This window comes from Acidovorax sp. Root267, from assembly GCF_001429215.1.
Taxonomy (GTDB): domain Bacteria; phylum Pseudomonadota; class Gammaproteobacteria; order Burkholderiales; family Burkholderiaceae_C; genus Acidovorax; species Acidovorax radicis.
Genome location: NZ_LMJC01000003.1, coordinates 106,767 through 123,252 on the forward strand (window position 1 = coordinate 106,767; position 16,486 = coordinate 123,252).

General features: G+C 65.0%; 12 protein-coding genes and 2 tRNA genes. 6 read left to right on the forward strand and 8 right to left on the reverse strand.

Annotated elements, in window-relative coordinates:
- Positions 1-3 precede the first annotated feature (3 nt).
- The 5 genes from uppS to rpsB all read right to left on the reverse strand — a co-directional run bounded on the left by uppS (position 4) and on the right by rpsB (position 3,942).
- Positions 4-735: a polyprenyl diphosphate synthase gene (gene uppS / locus ASE39_RS05610; RefSeq protein WP_010457843.1), complete on the reverse strand. Its 732-nt coding sequence runs from the start codon at positions 733-735 to the stop codon at positions 4-6.
- 23 nt (positions 736-758) lie between these two features.
- Positions 759-1,319, reverse strand: coding sequence for a ribosome recycling factor (gene frr, locus ASE39_RS05615; RefSeq protein ID WP_057225725.1), 561 nt, complete (start codon positions 1,317-1,319; stop codon positions 759-761).
- A 51-nt stretch (positions 1,320-1,370) separates the two neighbouring features.
- Complete coding sequence (gene pyrH, locus ASE39_RS05620) at positions 1,371-2,093, reverse strand: UMP kinase (protein ID WP_010457839.1); 723 nt, start codon at positions 2,091-2,093, stop codon at positions 1,371-1,373.
- A 59-nt stretch (positions 2,094-2,152) separates the two neighbouring features.
- On the reverse strand, positions 2,153-3,085 hold the full coding sequence (tsf, locus tag ASE39_RS05625) for a translation elongation factor Ts (protein WP_057225723.1): 933 nt from the start codon (positions 3,083-3,085) through the stop codon (positions 2,153-2,155).
- A 104-nt stretch (positions 3,086-3,189) separates the two neighbouring features.
- Positions 3,190-3,942 (reverse strand): 30S ribosomal protein S2, encoded by a 753-nt coding sequence (gene rpsB / locus ASE39_RS05630; protein ID WP_010457835.1) that lies wholly within the window; start codon positions 3,940-3,942, stop codon positions 3,190-3,192.
- A gap of 194 nt (positions 3,943-4,136) precedes the next feature.
- Between rpsB and ASE39_RS05635 the strand changes: the two genes are divergently transcribed.
- The 3 genes from ASE39_RS05635 (at position 4,137) to ASE39_RS05645 (ending at position 8,379) form a co-directional block, all read left to right on the forward strand.
- Positions 4,137-5,495 (forward strand): amidase, encoded by a 1,359-nt coding sequence (locus ASE39_RS05635; protein ID WP_057270502.1) that lies wholly within the window; start codon positions 4,137-4,139, stop codon positions 5,493-5,495.
- 49 nt (positions 5,496-5,544) lie between these two features.
- Entirely contained in the window at positions 5,545-6,777 is a 1,233-nt protein-coding gene (locus ASE39_RS05640; protein ID WP_057270503.1) for an FAD-dependent oxidoreductase, read from the forward strand.
- A gap of 75 nt (positions 6,778-6,852) precedes the next feature.
- Positions 6,853-8,379, forward strand: a complete 1,527-nt coding sequence (locus tag ASE39_RS05645; RefSeq protein ID WP_057270532.1) for a bifunctional ADP-dependent NAD(P)H-hydrate dehydratase/NAD(P)H-hydrate epimerase — start codon at positions 6,853-6,855, stop codon at positions 8,377-8,379.
- 81 nt (positions 8,380-8,460) lie between these two features.
- On the opposite strand, the gene ASE39_RS05650 is transcribed toward ASE39_RS05645, so the two are convergent.
- Positions 8,461-9,201: an AraC family transcriptional regulator gene (locus ASE39_RS05650; RefSeq protein WP_057270504.1), complete on the reverse strand. Its 741-nt coding sequence runs from the start codon at positions 9,199-9,201 to the stop codon at positions 8,461-8,463.
- A 98-nt stretch (positions 9,202-9,299) separates the two neighbouring features.
- Between ASE39_RS05650 and ASE39_RS05655 the strand changes: the two genes are divergently transcribed.
- Positions 9,300-10,307, forward strand: coding sequence for an alpha/beta fold hydrolase (locus tag ASE39_RS05655; RefSeq protein ID WP_057270533.1), 1,008 nt, complete (start codon positions 9,300-9,302; stop codon positions 10,305-10,307).
- Between the two features lie 120 nt (positions 10,308-10,427).
- Here the strand turns inward: ASE39_RS05655 and rnr are convergent, their stop codons facing one another.
- Entirely contained in the window at positions 10,428-12,758 is a 2,331-nt protein-coding gene (gene rnr / locus ASE39_RS05660) for a ribonuclease R (RefSeq protein ID WP_057225716.1), read from the reverse strand.
- A gap of 19 nt (positions 12,759-12,777) precedes the next feature.
- Between rnr and ASE39_RS05665 the strand changes: the two genes are divergently transcribed.
- Both ASE39_RS05665 and ASE39_RS05670 read left to right on the forward strand, forming a co-directional pair.
- Positions 12,778-12,862, forward strand: a tRNA-Leu gene (locus tag ASE39_RS05665).
- A gap of 187 nt (positions 12,863-13,049) precedes the next feature.
- Positions 13,050-13,134: transfer RNA gene (locus ASE39_RS05670), tRNA-Leu, on the forward strand.
- Positions 13,135-13,285: 151 nt separating this feature from the next.
- Here ASE39_RS05670 and ASE39_RS05675 read toward each other — a convergent pair.
- Entirely contained in the window at positions 13,286-16,048 is a 2,763-nt protein-coding gene (locus ASE39_RS05675; protein ID WP_057225714.1) for a DUF349 domain-containing protein, read from the reverse strand.
- Positions 16,049-16,486 lie beyond the last annotated feature (438 nt).

Here is a 16,486-nt window from a genome sequence, read left to right on the forward strand (position 1 = left end):
TTCTCAGCCCGGCATCGGATGGGGATGCGCGGACAGGATTTGTTCGGAGGTTTTGCCAAAACGGCGCTCGCGACCTCTGAAGGCTGCAATCGCCTCGTCCAGTGCCGACTCGTCGAAATCCGGCCACAACCGGTCGCTGAAGAAAAACTCGGAGTATGCGGCCTGCCACAGCAAAAAGTTGCTGATCCGCATTTCCCCGCCGGTACGAATCACCAGATCCGGGTCGGGCACGTGGGCCATGCCCATCGCACCATGCAGGCTGGCCTCGGTGATGGCTTCACCACGCGCTGCCAGAGATGCCGCGGCCTGGGCAATGTCCCAGCGGCCGCCATAGTTGAAACACACGTTGAGCACGAGGCGGGTGTTTTCGGAAGTGGCCGCTTCTGCCTGCGCCAAGCCATCACGCACCTTCTGCGAAAGACCGGCACGCTCACCCACGAAGTACAGGCGCACCCCATCCTTCTTGAGCTGCGGCACTTCGCGCGCCAGCGCCATCGCCAGCAGCTCCATGAGGCCGGAGACCTCATCGGCCGGCCGGTTCCAGTTCTCGGAAGAAAAGGCAAAGACGGTCAGCACACCCACGCCGCGCTCCACACAAGCGCGTGCACAGCGTCGCAGTGAATCAACCCCTTGCTTGTGGCCTGCCAGGCGCGGCAGGAAGCGGCGCGTGGCCCAGCGGCCGTTGCCATCCATGACGATGGCAATGTGGTGTGGCACCACCGGAGATACAGACATGTGAACGTTCAAGCCCTTCGGGCTTAAACCGCCATGATTTCCTGCTCTTTGGCAGCCACCAGCGCATCGATCTCGGCGATGTGCTTGTCGGTGACCTTCTGCACGTCGGTTTCGGCGCGCTTCTGGTCGTCTTCGGACGCCAGCTTGTCCTTGACCAGCTTCTTGACGGATTCGTTCGCGTCACGGCGCAGGTTGCGCACGGCAATCTTGGCACTCTCGCCTTCGTTGCGGGCCAGCTTGGTCATTTCCTTGCGGCGCTCTTCGCTCATCGCGGGCATCGGAACGCGGATCAGATCACCCATCGATGCGGGGTTCAAACCCAGGTCGCTTTCGCGGATCGCCTTTTCAATCTTGGCACCCATGCCCTTTTCCCAGGGCTGCACACTGATGGTGCGCGAATCGATCAAGGCCACGTTGGCAACCTGGCTCAATGGAACCAGAGAGCCGTAATACTCGACCTGCACCGTATCGAGCAGCGCGGGGTTGGCGCGGCCGGTGCGGATCTTTTGCAGATTGTTCTTGAAGGCCGAGATGGACTGGTCCATCTTGGTTTCAGCATTCTTCTTGATGTCGGCAATCGTCATGTTTTCTCCTCAGGGCCGACCTGCATCCAATGCAGGCCGCAGCCATCGTCGTCAAGCGTAAACCAGCGTACCTTCGTCTTCACCCATCACCACGCGCTTCAGGGCGCCGTGCTTGATGATGGAGAACACCCGCACAGGCAACTTCTGGTCGCGACACAGGGCAAACGCGGTCGCATCCATGATGCCCAGATTGCGGGACATGGCCTCGTCAAAGCTCAGCTTTGTGTAGCGCGTGGCGGTGGGGTCCTTCTGGGGGTCGGCAGTATAAACGCCATCCACCTTGGTTGCCTTGAGCACCAGTTCGGCGCCAATTTCGGCACCACGCAGCGCAGCTGCAGTGTCGGTGGTGAAGAACGGATTGCCCGTGCCAGCAGCAAACACGACGACCTTGCCCTCTTCGAGATACTGCAGCGCCTTGGGGCGTACGTAGGGCTCGACCACCTGCTCGATGGCAATGGCAGACATCACGCGGGCCACCAAGCCCTGCTTGTCCATCGCATCGGCCAGGGCCAGTGCGTTCATCACGGTAGCCAGCATGCCCATGTAGTCAGCGGTGGCACGGTCCATACCGACCGAGCCACCCGCGACACCACGGAAAATATTGCCCCCACCAATCACCACGGCCACCTGGACACCCAGGCGGGTCACTTCGGCGATCTCCTCCACCATGCGCACGATGGTGGCGCGGTTGATACCGAAGGCGTCGTCCCCCATCAGCGCCTCACCAGACAGCTTGAGCAGGATGCGCTTGTGGGCTGGTGCAGCGTTGGACATGGGAAATTTCTCCGGTAGGTGGTGCTGGGCTTTGGTGGTTTTTTTGCCGGAAACGGCGATCAGGCAGCGGCCTTGGCGGCTGCAACCTGGGCGGCCACTTCAGCAGCGAAGTCGTCCACCTTCTTCTCGATGCCTTCGCCCACGACGTAGAGCGTGAAGCCCTTCACCGTGGTGTTGGCGGCCTTCAGCATTTGCTCGACGGTCTGCTTGCCGTCCGCAGCCTTCACGAAGACCTGGTTGAACAGCGAGACTTCCTTGAGGAACTTCTGCACACCACCTTCGATGCGCTTGGCAACGATTTCGTCGGATTGCACAGGCTTGCCTGCGGCCACGGCCACAGCGGCATCTTCGGCGGCCTTGGCGGCTGCCACCGAACGCTCTTTGGCGATCAGGTCGGCAGGCACATCAGCGCTGGTCAGTGCCACGGGCTTCATGGCTGCGATGTGCATGGCCACGTCCTTGGCAGCGACTTCGTCGCCTTCAAATTCCACGACCACACCAATGCGCGAGCCGTGCAGGTAGGAAGCCAGCTTGCTGCCGCTGCCACCGAAGTGCTTGAAGCGGCGGAACGACATGTTTTCGCCGATCTTGCCGATCAGGCCCTTGCGCACATCTTCCAGCGTGGGGCCAAAGCTGTCTTGCTCGTAGGGCAGTGCACCCAGCGCAACCACGTCGGCGGGGTTGTGCTTGGCCACGAGTTCGGCAGCAGCCTTGGCCAGGGCCATGAAGCTGTCGTTCTTGCTCACGAAGTCGGTTTCGCTGTTCACTTCGATCAGGCCACCGGTGGTGCCGTCGATGTAGCTGGCCACCACGCCTTCGGCGGTGATGCGCGAGGCGGCCTTGCCAGCCTTGGTGCCGAGCTTGACGCGCAGCAGTTCTTCAGCCTTGGCCATGTCGCCGTCAGCTTCCGTCAGCGCCTTCTTGCATTCCATCATCGGTGCATCGGTCTTGCCACGCAGTTCGGCAACCATGCTTGCGGTAATTGCAGCCATCTTTATTCCTTCAGTATTCAGTTCAATCGATTCAGATTCCGCCTAAAAAAAAGGGGGCTCACCAGGGCCCCGCTTTTTTTCGCGACGGATCGCGCAGCCGGGTATCAGGCGGCAGCTTCTTGCACTTCCACGAATTCGTCGGTGCTCTCGGCGGTAGCAGCCTTCACGACTTCGTTCACGGCGTTGGCACGGCCTTCGATGATCGCGTCAGCGATGCCACGGGCATACAGCGTCACGGCCTTGGCCGAGTCGTCGTTACCAGGGATCACGTAGTCGATGCCTTCAGGCGAGTGGTTGGTGTCAACCACGCCGATCAGCGGAATACCGAGCTTCTTGGCTTCGGCCACGGCAATCTTGTGGAAGCCCACGTCGATGACGAAGATGGCGTCGGGCAGTGCAGTCATGTCCTGGATGCCGCCGATGTCCTTTTCGAGCTTTTCGATTTCGCGGGAGAACGTCAGTTGCTCCTTCTTGCTCAGGCTGTCCAGACCAGCTTCTTGCTGGGCCTTCATATCCTTGAGGCGCTTGATCGAGGTCTTGACCGTCTTGAAGTTGGTCAGCATGCCGCCCAACCAGCGTTGGTCCACGAAAGGCACGCCAGCGCGCAGGGCTTCGGTGGACAGGATTTCACGGGCTTGGCGCTTCGTGCCGACCATCAGGATCGTGCCGCGGTTGGCAGCCAGTTGCTTGGCGAACTTTTGGGCTTCCTGGAACAGTGGCAGCGACTTTTCCAGGTTGATGATGTGAATCTTGTTGCGATGGCCGAAGATGTAGGGGGCCATCTTGGGGTTCCAGAAGCGGGTTTGGTGACCGAAGTGGACACCGGCTTCCAGCATTTCGCGCATGGTAACGGACATAAAAATACTCCAAAGGTTAGGTCTAAAATCAGCCCCAATATTTGCAGCGCCGTGATCTTCACGAACGCCACAACACCTTGACAGGGCTGGTTTGCGATTGGTTTTGCCGCAGCTGCCACACTCACGATGCATGCACTGTGCGCACACTGCTTGCGCCACAGCACCCAGCAAAACCCAAAGATTCTAGCACACCCATGCATCCTGACCTGACCGCCGTCCGCGACCACCTGCGGGACGGCACCACCACCGCAGTGGCCGAGCTGGAACGCTGCATCGAAGCAGCCCAGGCTCCCGCCAATACCCACAGCTTCGTGCGCACGCTGTTTGACGCGGCGCGCACCACAGCGGTGCAACCCGGTCTGGCCCACCTGCCACTGGCTGGGCTGGCGGTATCGGTCAAAGACCTGTTTGACATTGCCGGACAACCCACCCCAGCGGGCTCCACCGCCCTGTCAGGGGCTCCCGCAGCAGTTGCCGACTGCCCCGCTGTGGCCCGGCTGCGCGCGGCAGGCGCCAGCCTCATCGGCCGCACGAACATGGTGGAGTTCGCCTTCTCCGGGGTGGGCGTCAACCCTCACTTCGGCACACCTGCCGCCTGGGACGCCCGCTTTGGCGCCCTGCCCGGCGCACCCCGCGTGCCTGGGGGGTCTTCCTCCGGCGCCGGGGTTTCGGTGGCTACCGGGGCCGCTTTCATAGGACTGGGGTCCGACACGGGGGGGTCCATCCGCATCCCAGCGGCGCTCAACGGCATCGTGGGCTTCAAGAACACCGCCCGCCTGGTGCCCACGGCCGGCGCCGTGCCACTGTCTACCACCCTCGACACCGCTTGTGCCATGACACGCACGGTGCGCGACGCCATCGTGGTGCACGAGGTGCTGGCCGCCCGGCGCGTCACGCGCAGTCCGGCACCGCTGTCGCAGTACCGGTTCGCGGTTCCCTCGACGCTGTTTCTGGAGGCGCTGGACGCCACCGTGGCCCGCGCGTTCGAACGCAGCGTGGATGCCTTGCGCCAGGCCGGCGCCCAGATCGACACCATTGCCCTGCCCGCTGTGCTGGAGCAGCCGGCCTACGGCTTTGCAGCCCCCGAAGCCTACGCCTGGCACCGCGAGCTGCTGCAGCGCGCAAGCGACCGCTACGACCCCCGGGTGCGCATGCGCATTGAAAACGGCGCCACCCTGATGGCCTGGGAATACATCGATCTGCTCCAGGCGCGCCAGCAATGGATCGCACGCATGCTCGCCGACATGGAGGGCTATGACGCCCTCCTGTCCCCCACCGTGCCCATCGTGGCCCCGCCCATTGCCGACGTGGCACCGGCCGATGGGGTGGACACAGCGCAAGACGCCGCACGCGACGCGGAATTCTTCCGCGTCAACAACCTGCTCCTGCGCAACACCAGCGTGGTCAACCTGCTGGACGGCTGCGCGCTGTCCCTGCCCTGCCACGTGCAAGGGGAACTCCCGGTCGGCCTGATGGTCTGGCACGGGGCCCTGCGGGATGACACGGTGCTCAATGCAGGCCTGCAGATCGAGCAATTACTACAAAAACAATAGCTACCAGCGCTTGTTCATCAAGCGCTAGACGCCAAAAACCATCAAATTCATGAAGATTGCCATCGTGGGCGCCGGCATCATCGGCGTCACCACCGCATACGAGCTGGCCAGCGACGGCCACGAAGTCTCCGTTTTTGAACAACGCAGCGCAGCCGCCGAAGAAGCGAGCTTCGCCACCGCAGGCCTCCTTGCCCCCCACCTGCTCAGCCCCTGGTCTGTGCCCGGGTTTGGCCATGCCTTGAGGCTGCTAGGCCCCCACGCCACCGTGCGGCTGGCTGGAGGGCTGAACCGCGCCAACTGGACGTGGCTGCGGCGCTGGCGCAATGCCACACGCGCCCACAGCGCCCCGGCGGCCACGCTGGAACGCCTGGCCCAATACAGCCAGGCCCGCCTCCAGGCCATTGCCAGCCAGCACGAACTTGACTTTGAAGCCTGCGCAGGACGGCTCGTGCTGCTGCGCACCGAGCAAGAGCGCACACAGATCCAGCCTGCGCTGCAGGTGCTGCGCGACTGCGGAGTGGCCCTGCGCGAAATCGACGCCCAGGTGGCGCGCCAGATCGAACCCGGCCTTTCGCCCGAGGCACCGCTGGCAGGCGCCATCCACCTGCCCGACGCCAGCGCGGGCAACTGCCGCCTGTTTGCACAACTGCTGCGCCAGGGCACCCAGGGCTCGGGCGTGCACTTTGTGTTCAACACCCGCGTGGATCGCATCAGCAGCAGCCCCACCGGCGTGGCAGTGCAGGGCGAATCGGACGTACACCGCTTTGATGCCGTGGTGCTGTGCGCCGGCATGGCATCAGCTGCACTGATGCCCCCCCTGGGCCTGCGCTTGCCCATGGCGGCGGTCTATGGCTACTCGGTCAGCGCCCCGCTGCGCGAATCCACGCATGCCCCTCTTGCCAGCGTGGTGGACGCGTCCCAGCAGATCTCCATCACCCGCCTGGGGCTGCGTGTGCGCATTGCCGGAGGCGCCGAACTGGCGGGCGCCGATGCCGAGCACCACACAGCCACCTTGCAGCGCCTGTACCGCACGCTCAACGACTGGTTTCCAGGCGGCGCGCAGCTTTCGTCGGGCGTGCAGATCTGGCGCGGCGCACGCCCCCTGCTGCCCGATGGAGCCCCCGTGGTGGGCGCCAGCGGCGTGCCGGGCCTGTGGCTCAACACCGGCCACGGCGCGGGCGGCTGGGCCCTGGCCTGCGGCAGCGCCCGGGCCGTGGCGGACCTGATCGCCCAGCGCGAGCCCGAGGTATCGCTGGACGGATTGGGCATGCGGCGGTTCTGAGCCAGTCTGCGCTTTCACCGCACCGGGCTGCGGCGCACAATGGCGGGCGCCCTGCCCTATGCAGCGCATCTCCCCATGCACCGCATCACTGCCCACGAGCCCCACGCCCTGTTCAACACCGCCGCCACGCGCCGCATGGAGCGGGCCGCAACGGCCACCCTGCCACCGCACACCCTGATGCAACGCGCCGGCCTGGCCGTGGCGCAGCTGGCCCAGGCGTTGGCGCCCCACGCACGCACGGTGTGGATTGCCTGTGGCCCTGGCAACAACGGCGGTGATGGACTGGAGGCTGCGATGCACCTGCAGCGCAGCGGCCGCCAGGTGGTGGTGGCCTGGCTGGGCCAGCCCGACACGGCCCCGGTGGATGCCAAGGCTTCGTGGCAGCGCGCGCGGGATGCCGGCATCGTGTGGGCCGAGACCGCTCCGCACGACCTCAGCGCCAATGACCTGTGCATCGATGCGCTGCTGGGCATCGGCATCTCTTCTGCACCCAGCACAACCGCCCGCACGCCCGATGCCCGGTTGCGAGCCTGCCTGCATGCGCTGCGGCACAGCCCTGCCCCCGTGCTGGCCGTGGACCTGCCCAGCGGGCTGGATGCCGACACCGGCCAATTCGCACCGGGCTTTGCCCCCGACACCGCAGCCCCCCACAACCACCACCCGCGCCCGGCGCACCACACGCTGAGCCTGCTCAGCCTCAAGCCCGGCCTGTTCACCGCCGCCGGGCGCGATGCCGCGGGCCAGGTGTGGCTGGACGACCTGGGCGTGGCGCCGGGGCATGAGCCGCCCAACGCCTGGCTCTCCGGCCCGGCGCTGGCCGCCCCCCGCTCCCACGCCAGCCACAAGGGCAGCTACGGTGACGTGGCCGTGGTGGGCGGTGAGGGGCTGGCCGAGCGCGGCCTGGGCATGGCCGGTGCGGCCCTGCTGGCCGCATCGGCCGCCCTGCACGGCGGCGCGGGACGGGTGCTGGTGGCCTTGCTCGACAACGGGCGTCTGCAACTGGACCCGCAGCAGCCCGAGCTGATGCTGCGCCACTTCGACGCCCTGGCGCTGGAGCAACTCACGGTGGTCTGCGGCTGTGGCGGCGGCCAGGCCATCGCAGGCGTGCTGCCCGAGGTCATCACCCGCGCGGCCCGCCTGGTGCTGGATGCCGATGCGCTCAACACCATTGCCACCCAGGCCGCGCTGCACGCGCTGGTGGTGGCGCGCGGCCAGCACGGGCAACCCACGGTGCTGACGCCCCACCCGCTGGAGGCCGCCCGCCTGCTGGGCCTGACCACCGCCGAAGTCCAGGCCAACCGGCTGGGCGCTGCACAGCAACTGGCGGACCAGTTCAATTGCGTGGCCGTGCTCAAGGGCTCGGGCACCGTGATTGCCGCGCCCGACCGCGTTCCTGCCATCAACCCCACGGGCAACGCACGGCTGGCCACGGCCGGCACGGGCGATGTGCTGGCGGGCATGGTGGGCGCCCACCTGGCAGCAGGCGCCAGCACCTTGCGCGCAGCCAGCGAGGCGGTGTACCAACATGGACTGGCGGCCGATGCATGGCCAACAGGCCAGGCGCTCACCGCCAGTGCGCTGGCGCGGGGCGTGGGCGGCTGACCCGCGCAGGCGCAGGCGCCAATGCGCGTCAACGGCTCTGCAGGAGACGGCGCAGCACCGCCCCCAGCACTACGCTGAACTTCACGCCAGCAACGTCACTTCCTTGAGCGGCTTGAGCACGCTCGATGGCGTCATGCCAAAGGTCTGCCGAAACATGCGGCTGAAATGGGCCGAGTCAGAAAACTCACCATGCAGCGCCGCATCGGTCAGGCGCGGGCTCACGGCCAGCCCCGCCATGGCCAGCCGCACCTGCGACCACACACGATAACTGCGCAGGCTCACCCCCATCTCCGCGCGAAACAGGTGGTTGAAACGCGAGGCCGACAATTGCACGCCGGCAGCCAGCCCGGCGCGCGCCAGCCGCCCCTCCTGGGGATGGCGCAGGGCGTGCAAGCTGCGCGCCACACGTGCGTCCAGCAAGGGCCCGTCGTCGTCGCTTGGGCAGTGCAACAGGGCTGACAGATCAAAGTTGCGCAGATAACCCTCCATGGCGCTGCGCGTCGCGACAGGAATCGCCACATCCAGAACCACCCCACCCCGTTGCAGGAATGAACCACGCAAGCTGCGCGCCTCGCGCGAGTCGGGCTCCAGGTACACCAGGGCCACCGTTTCGCCGCGGGGGTCAAACAGATGCTCCACACCCGCAGCCACCAGCGCGCTGTGGCACGTCTCCATCTGCCCCGGTCCCCAGTGCAGGGCAAACCGGCCTGACAGGCCCATCAGCAACACCGGCGCCGCATGGCAGTGCCAGCCCGTGGCCGGGATCTCCCCCACATAAAGCGCCTTGTCAGTGCCAAGGGTCAGTGTGTTGCGTGCCGGCATAGCCCAAACCTACAAGTTTTGTCATCGCGTTCTCGATAGCCTTGCCCGGCACGTACCGCCGCAGCGGCAATGAACACCCATTTTTTGGAGACTGGCTCTTGAAACGCATCGCTCTTTTGTCTGCCGCAGCCACTTTGGCCTTGGGCGCCACCGCGCTCTACTATGGCGCGCCCTCGCTGTTCAAGGAGCCCTTGCTCAGCCTTAACCGCAGCCTGTCGGGCATGGAAGAAAAAACCATCTCTGCGGCGATGCACACCGTCCACTACCTCGACAGCGGCACAGCCCAAAGCCCTACACCGGGCGGCAGCAACGGCACGCCCATCGTTTTGCTGCACGGCATTTTTGCGGAGAAGGACCATTGGGTGGATTTTGCGCGCCCCCTCACCAGCCAGTACCGGGTGATTGCCCCAGATATCCCGGGCTTTGGCGAGAGCACGCGGCGCGACGACCAGGCCTACGACTACGCCGCCCACGTCACGCGCCTGGCCGCGTTTCTGGACGCCCTCGGCCTCCCGCACGTGCATCTGGCAGGCAACTCGATGGGCGGCACCATCGCTGCCCTCTTTGCCCTGCAGCACCCCGAACGCGTGGCCAGCGTGGCTTTCATCGGCGCACCCCACGGCATCCGGTCACCCCAACCGAGCGCCATGGACCGACTCATCGACGCCGGGCAACGCCCGCTGGTGGCCCACGATGCCGTCGCCTTCGACGCCATGATGGCCCTGGTGTTTGAAAAGCGCCCCTTCCTGCCCCACCCCATCCTGTACGCGTCCGAACAGGATGCGCTGCGCAACGCCACCTCCAACACGCGCCTGTGGGACGCGCAGCTGAAAGACCGCTACCTGCTGGAGCAGCACCTGGGCAAGCTGCAGCACCATCCCACCTTGGTCCTGTGGGGCGAGAGCGACCGCGTGTTCGACCGCTCTGGGCTGTTGCCGCTGCAAAAGCTGTTGCCCCAAGCCCATGCCGAAGCACTGCCCGGCATCGGTCACCTGCCCATGATGGAGGCGCCTGCTGAGACGGCACAGCGGTACGCCCGCTTTTTAAGCCCCCTTGCCCAACCCGCGCAGCCGGACCACAAGGGCTCCAGCGCAAGTACTCAATAAAAATAGCTGCTAGCGCTTGTTCATCAAGCGCTAGCAGCTATCAATTAGTGAGCAATTAATCTTGCAAGCCTGCGCGTCGGCGAGCGCCTCTTCGTGGGCTTTGCCGTGGGTTCGTCCTGGTCAGCCCCGGCGAGGCTTGCGCGCCTTGCCCTTGCTGGACTTGCCTGCGACCGCCTTCTTGACGGACGCTTTCAGGGACTGAATCGGTGACCGCGCCGCCCGCTCACGCGAGAGACCCGCTTGCTCTGTGGCGGACGGGGCTGCGCCCTTGTCGGCCTTGCGTCCGCCGGACCGGCCACCCGCCTTGCGGGCGCCACCGCCTGCTCCGTCGGAGCCCACACCCTTGTCCTTGAGCGCGCGACCGAGCAGTTCCTCGCCTTCACGCACCAGGCGGAAGTCGATCTTGCGGCCATCCAGATCCACGCGGCTGACCTGCACCCGCACGCGCGCACCGATGGCGTAGCGGATACCGGTACGCTCGCCACGCAGTTCCTGGCGTGCCTCATCGAACTTGAAGTACTCGCCGCCCAGCTCGGTGATGTGCACCAGCCCTTCCACATACATCGCGTCGAGCGTGACGAAGATGCCAAAGCTCGTCGCTGCGCTGACCACGCCGCTGTATTCCTCGCCCAGGTGCTCGCGCATGTACTTGCACTTGAGCCAGGCTTCCACGTCGCGGCTCGCCTCGTCGGCGCGGCGCTCGTTGGCACTGCAGTGCAGGCCTGCGGCCTCCCAGGCTTGGGTGTCGCGGCTGGGCGGTGCCACATCCTTGCGGGGCTTGGTGCCGGGCGCTGCCACGCGGGCCGCCAGCCGTTTGGCCAGCTTGGCATGGGCTTCGCCGGGTGTGGGCAAGGACGGCAGCGCGTACTTCGTCTTGCTCAGGATGGCCTTGATGACCCGATGCACCAGCAGGTCGGGGTAACGCCGGATCGGGCTGGTGAAATGTGTGTAAGCATCGAACGCCAGCCCAAAGTGGCCACTGTTGACGGGCGTGTAGATAGCCTGCTGCATGGAGCGCAACAGCATGGTGTGGATCTGCTGCGCGTCAGGCCGCTCTTTGGTGGCCTGGGCAATCGCCTGGAACTCGGCGGGCTTGGGATCATCGCCAATCGTCATGCCGACGGCCATGGCCTTGAGGTAGTTGCGCAGGATCTCCTGCTTCTCGGGCGTGGGGCCTTCGTGAACGCGGAACAGGCCAGGCTGTCCGCCCTGGGCGATGAAGTCGGCACTGCACACGTTGGCGGCCAGCATGGCCTCTTCGATGAGCTTGTGCGCATCGTTGCGGGTGCGTGGCACGATTTTTTCGATGCGGCCGTTTTCGTCGCAAACGATCTGTGTTTCGGTGGTTTCAAAGTCCACCGCACCCCGCTGCTGGCGCGCAATCAGGAGGGCTCGGTACACATCGTGCAGGTTGAGCAGGTCCTTGACGCGGTCCTTGCGCTTGCTGGCCTCGGGGCCGCGCGTATTGGCCAGGATGGCCGCCACTTCGGTGTACGTGAAACGCGCATGGCTGAACATCACGGCCGGGTAGAACTGGTAGGCGTGCACCTCGCCCTTGGCGGTGACCAGCATGTCGCAAACCATGCACAGGCGTTCCACCTCAGGGTTGAGGGAACACAGGCCGTTGCTCAGCTTCTCGGGCAACATGGGAATCACGCGTCGCGGGAAGTACACGCTGGTGGCGCGGTCGTAGGCATCAATGTCAATGGCGCTGCCGGTCTCCACATAGTGGCTCACGTCGGCAATCGCCACCAGCAGGCGCCAGCCCTTGCTGCGGCCCACCTTGGCGGGCTCGCAGTACACGGCATCGTCGAAGTCGCGGGCGTCTTCACCATCGATGGTGACCAGGGGCACGTCGGTCAGGTCCACGCGGCGCTTCTTGTCCTGCGCGCGCACCTTGTCGGGCAACTCCTTGGCCTGCGCCAGGCACTCGGCGGAGAACTCGTGCGGCACGCCGTACTTGCGCACGGCGATCTCGATCTCCATGCCGGGGTCGTCCACCTCGCCGAGCACTTCGGTGATGCGGCCCACGGGCTGGCCAAACAGTGCGGGGGGCTCGGTCAGTTCAACAACGACAACCTGCCCAGGTTTTGCGGCGCCGGTGGCGCCTTTGGGGATCAGTACATCCTGGCCGTAGCGCTTGTCTTCTGGCGCCACCAGCCACACACCGCTTTCCTGCAGCAGGCGGCCGATGATGGGTTGCGGCGGGCGTTCGATGATCTCGGCCACGCGGCCTTCGGGACGACCACGGCGGTCCTGGCGCACGATGCGCACACGCACGCGGTCCTTGTGCAGCACCGCGCGCATTTCATTGGGGGGGATATAGATGTCGCCTTCGCCATCGTCGCGGATAACGAAACCGTGTCCATCACGGTGCCCCTGCACGCTGCCTTCAATCTCGTCCGACAAATGCGCGGACTGCGCGCCGGGGGTGGTTTTTTTGATATACAATCTTAGACTTTCCTGAAATGCCCAGGTGGCGGAATTGGTAGACGCACTAGTTTCAGGTACTAGCGAGTAACATCGTGGAGGTTCGAGTCCTCTCCTGGGCACCAAGTTTAACGACAACCTGCGAAGGTTTTCAAAATATCGAAGCCGCTGCAAACACAGCGGCTTTTTTATTTTCTGCATGCAGTTGTCCAATCCGGCCCCAGGAAGCCGAACAGACACATTTTTGAAAATTCTTTGGCAACTTGCCAGAAGCCTCAATTACTTGTTCTATAATTCGAGGCTGATCTGAAAGCCCAGGTGGCGGAATTGGTAGACGCACTAGTTTCAGGTACTAGCGAGTAACATCGTGGAGGTTCGAGTCCTCTCCTGGGCACCAAACATATAAAAAGCCGTTGCAATCGCAACGGCTTTTTTGTTTTTGGAATTCCTTTGGCGGACAACTCCTCCAGCAATCCCACCTTCGCCAAGCACGGCAACCGCCGAGCCTCAAGGGCATGCGCGCAAAAGCGCGCACGCCCCCATTCACATCACTTGCGCAGCAACGTCTTCAGCACATTCTGCAAACGGCGTGCACTCACCGCATCACTGGCACTGGCCAGCACGCGCGCCGCATCCTGACCCCAAGTCTGGGCAGGCGCAGGATCATTGCGGCGCGTGAGCAATTGCAATTGCAGCATGCGCCGGGCAGCAATGTGCTCAGCTGGCGTGGGAGCCTCGGCTGCCATCTCCAGACGCAGCAGCGCCTCGGACGCATCTCCCTTGGGAGCAGACGACAGCGCTTGCGCCCAGGCGCTGCGCACCGATGCAGTTACACCCGAGCCCAGATCCTGCGTACCAGGCACAAGCGCCGCATCGCGCTTCTCCCATGCCGTCAGCAGCTGAGTCAGCGCCTCTCCATGGGCCTGCGCCGCCAGCTTCTTCAAAGCCAGCTGGGCGTGCTCCATGGCTTCGCGCTGGGCTCGGAACGCCGTGTCACCCAGGCGAGGGCCTCGGTCCTCGAACGCCGGGCGATCGCCAAAACGGCCACCCCGGTCCGCGCGATCGCCCATGCGACCATCGCTGCGAGGACCCCTGGCACCGTCGCGGTCGCCGGGACGGGCATCACGACGCTCACCCGGGCGACCTCCACGGCCAGGAGCTGCAGGCGCGTCCTTCTTCATGCCAGGACGGTCATCACCACGCACCGCCACCACGGGTCGCGCTGCGGGCTTGGGCGCTGCAGGTGCCGTTGCGGGGGCCTCGACTGCCGCACCGTCACCACCATCGGGTGTTTCCGCAGATTCAGTCGATCCGTTTTCGACAGCAACAGGGGCAGAATCCGCCTGCGCGTCTGCATGCGACTGTGCATCCTTGTGCGCCGTGGCAACGGCTTCCGCCGCCTGCGCCTGACCGCGCAGCGCAGCCTCCAGCGCCTGCATGGCCGAACGGATCTGTTGCGCATCGCCGCTGGCGTTGGCGGCCTCCAGCGCCTTGGACGCCTCCAGCACCACGCGATCACGTGCGCTCAATTCGGTGACAGCACGCTCGCGGTCCGCCGACTTGCGGTTGAAGGCTTCATCAATGGGTTTACGGAAGGCATCCCACAGCTTCTGCTCGTGCTTGCGGTCCAAAGGCACCCCCTGCGCCTCTGCCTGCCAGCGCTGCTGCAGCGCCTTGACCGCATCGATGCGCAAGGTGGGCGCCGCACCGAGGGCCATGGCCTCGTCGATCATCGCGTGGCGGCGGGCCAGGCTTTCCTTCTGCGCAGTTTCGAGTGGAGCTGCTGCCAGGGAAATCGCCTGCTTCCAAAGAGGTTGCAACTCCGCAAAAAGCTTCTCCCCCACATGGCCGCCTTCGCGCCAGCGATCACCAAACTGGTGGAGGGCACGGTTGATGGCCTTCCAGTCGCCGGAAGCAGCATGCTCGTGCGCCCATGCCTTGACTTCTTCGATCAGCGCCAGGCGCTGGGCCTTGTGCTCTGCCGCCTCGGTGCGGATCTTGTCCAGCCAGGCCTCGACGACCTTGTGCGCGGCATTGCAGGCTTCGTCGAATTTCTTCCACAAGGCGTGGTTGGGGGCGCCGCCCTGGTCCGCCTGTTTCCATTGTTCACGCAGGTTGCGCAGGGTTTCCTGCATCTTGCGGCCGCCCAGGGCCTGCCCTTCAGGGCGGTTGAGCAAGGCCTCAGCCTTGGCCACCAGGTCTTCACGCACCTGGTCCGCACTCCAGCGTTGCCAGCCTTCCAGTTCACCCGCCGCCACCAGGGCTGCGTGGACCTGCTGCTCCAGGGCATTGTCGATGTGTTTGCCGTGCACCTTCAGCGCAGCGCGCAGTGCGGCTGCAGCACCGGCACTGGCCTTGCCATGGCCCTCGGCAGTTTCCTTCTCGAGGACTGCCAGGGCTTCGCGCACGCCCTGCACAGCCTTCTCAACAACTTCGGGCGCCACCTTGGGCTTGGCCGCACGCGCAGGCTTGGCTGCCGCCGCTGCAGCAGCGGCCTCGGTAGGCAGGCCACGCGCTGCACGCAGCTCATCAGCCCAGACAGGCACAGGAGGCAACGGCGCGCCAGCATCCTCAGAAGCCGCCACAGCCTGGGCCACCGCGGGTTGAAATGCCTCCCATACCACCAACAACTGGGTGCGTGACGCATCGAGCAGCGGTGGAAACCGTGCTTCTACGCTTACCCAGCTGGCATCGCCGGTCAATTCCTGCGCCTGTTCCTGCCAACGCGCCACATCGGCACGCAGCAGTTCGAGCGCAGCCTGGGCGTCGCGCCAGGGCTTGGTAGAGAGCACTTCGATGCGCTGGGCCAGCAACACGGCCGCCTCTCGCTGCACTTGGACTCGGTGCTGCAGATCCTCAATGACCTTCACGCGGTCCGCGACCTGCACCTTGAGCAGCGACAACGGCTCGCGCGACAGCGGCGCGCCCGCCTTGGCGGCGTCGCGTTGCCATGCCAAGGCATCGGCAATGTTGAGTTTGGGGGCTGACAGCAGCGCCTGCGCCTTTTCCGCCCACTCGGCGGCAATGGCCTCCTGGCCCTTGGCGCGGCGGATTTCATCAAGGCGCTCACGCACCGCGCGCGCAGCGCCCTTGTCACGCCCGCTCAGTTCTTTGAAAACCTCCTGCAACTGCTCATGGGTCGGCTGGGTTGCCAGCCAGTCACGAATGCGGGAGGCGCGCTCGCCGGAGGTGGCGGCAGAAAAAGCGCCACCGGTCAACGCATCAAGCGGATGCGGCTCATGGGTTTTGGCCGGGGCCGGATTCACTTCAGGTGCGTCGGACATTTTGCTGCGGGAAAAAAATGGAAACATGGATCCAATGGATAACAAAGGCGGCCCCGGGCGCATTGCCTGAAGGCCTGCCCCGGCAACTGCGCTGCACGCGCGCCAGGGCAACAAAGAAGCTATTTTCACCGGGTTTGGCAAACAGGCCGCAGCATGGCGGTGTGCCAAGCCCCGGGGGTGATCTGGCACAAGGCTTTGCCAGACGGGCTGACATGCTGCGGCCCCGCCAGGGTGCCGCCCGCTACTGCGGGCGAACTGCCGCTGCTCTAGGGAACAGCCCCCATTATCTATATATAAGGGCCAGGGGCCCAAAAAGCACGCCACACCGCCAATAAGAAAGCCCGGCAGACAGTGCCTCATGGACTGCCTGCCGGGCTTGACGGCTGACACAACGGTCTTTGCCATCGGTCGCAATGCGGAGATGAAGGTCCACATGGCGAGGAGGCAAGGTATTGCCTCCAGGGG

Bases quoted from the DNA above. Each gene is read 5' to 3' on its own strand.
- uppS (WP_010457843.1), bottom strand. From the start codon at position 735: ATGTCTGTATCTCCGGTGGTGCCACACCACATTGCCATCGTCATGGAT.
- frr (WP_057225725.1), bottom strand. From the start codon at position 1,319: ATGACGATTGCCGACATCAAGAAGAATGCTGAAACCAAGATGGACCAG.
- pyrH (WP_010457839.1), bottom strand. From the start codon at position 2,093: ATGTCCAACGCTGCACCAGCCCACAAGCGCATCCTGCTCAAGCTGTCT.
- tsf (WP_057225723.1), bottom strand. From the start codon at position 3,085: ATGGCTGCAATTACCGCAAGCATGGTTGCCGAACTGCGTGGCAAGACC.
- rpsB (WP_010457835.1), bottom strand. From the start codon at position 3,942: ATGTCCGTTACCATGCGCGAAATGCTGGAAGCCGGTGTCCACTTCGGT.
- ASE39_RS05635 (WP_057270502.1), top strand. From the start codon at position 4,137: ATGCATCCTGACCTGACCGCCGTCCGCGACCACCTGCGGGACGGCACC.
- ASE39_RS05640 (WP_057270503.1), top strand. From the start codon at position 5,545: ATGAAGATTGCCATCGTGGGCGCCGGCATCATCGGCGTCACCACCGCA.
- ASE39_RS05645 (WP_057270532.1), top strand. From the start codon at position 6,853: ATGCACCGCATCACTGCCCACGAGCCCCACGCCCTGTTCAACACCGCC.
- ASE39_RS05650 (WP_057270504.1), bottom strand. From the start codon at position 9,201: ATGCCGGCACGCAACACACTGACCCTTGGCACTGACAAGGCGCTTTAT.
- ASE39_RS05675 (WP_057225714.1), bottom strand. From the start codon at position 16,048: ATGTTTCCATTTTTTTCCCGCAGCAAAATGTCCGACGCACCTGAAGTG.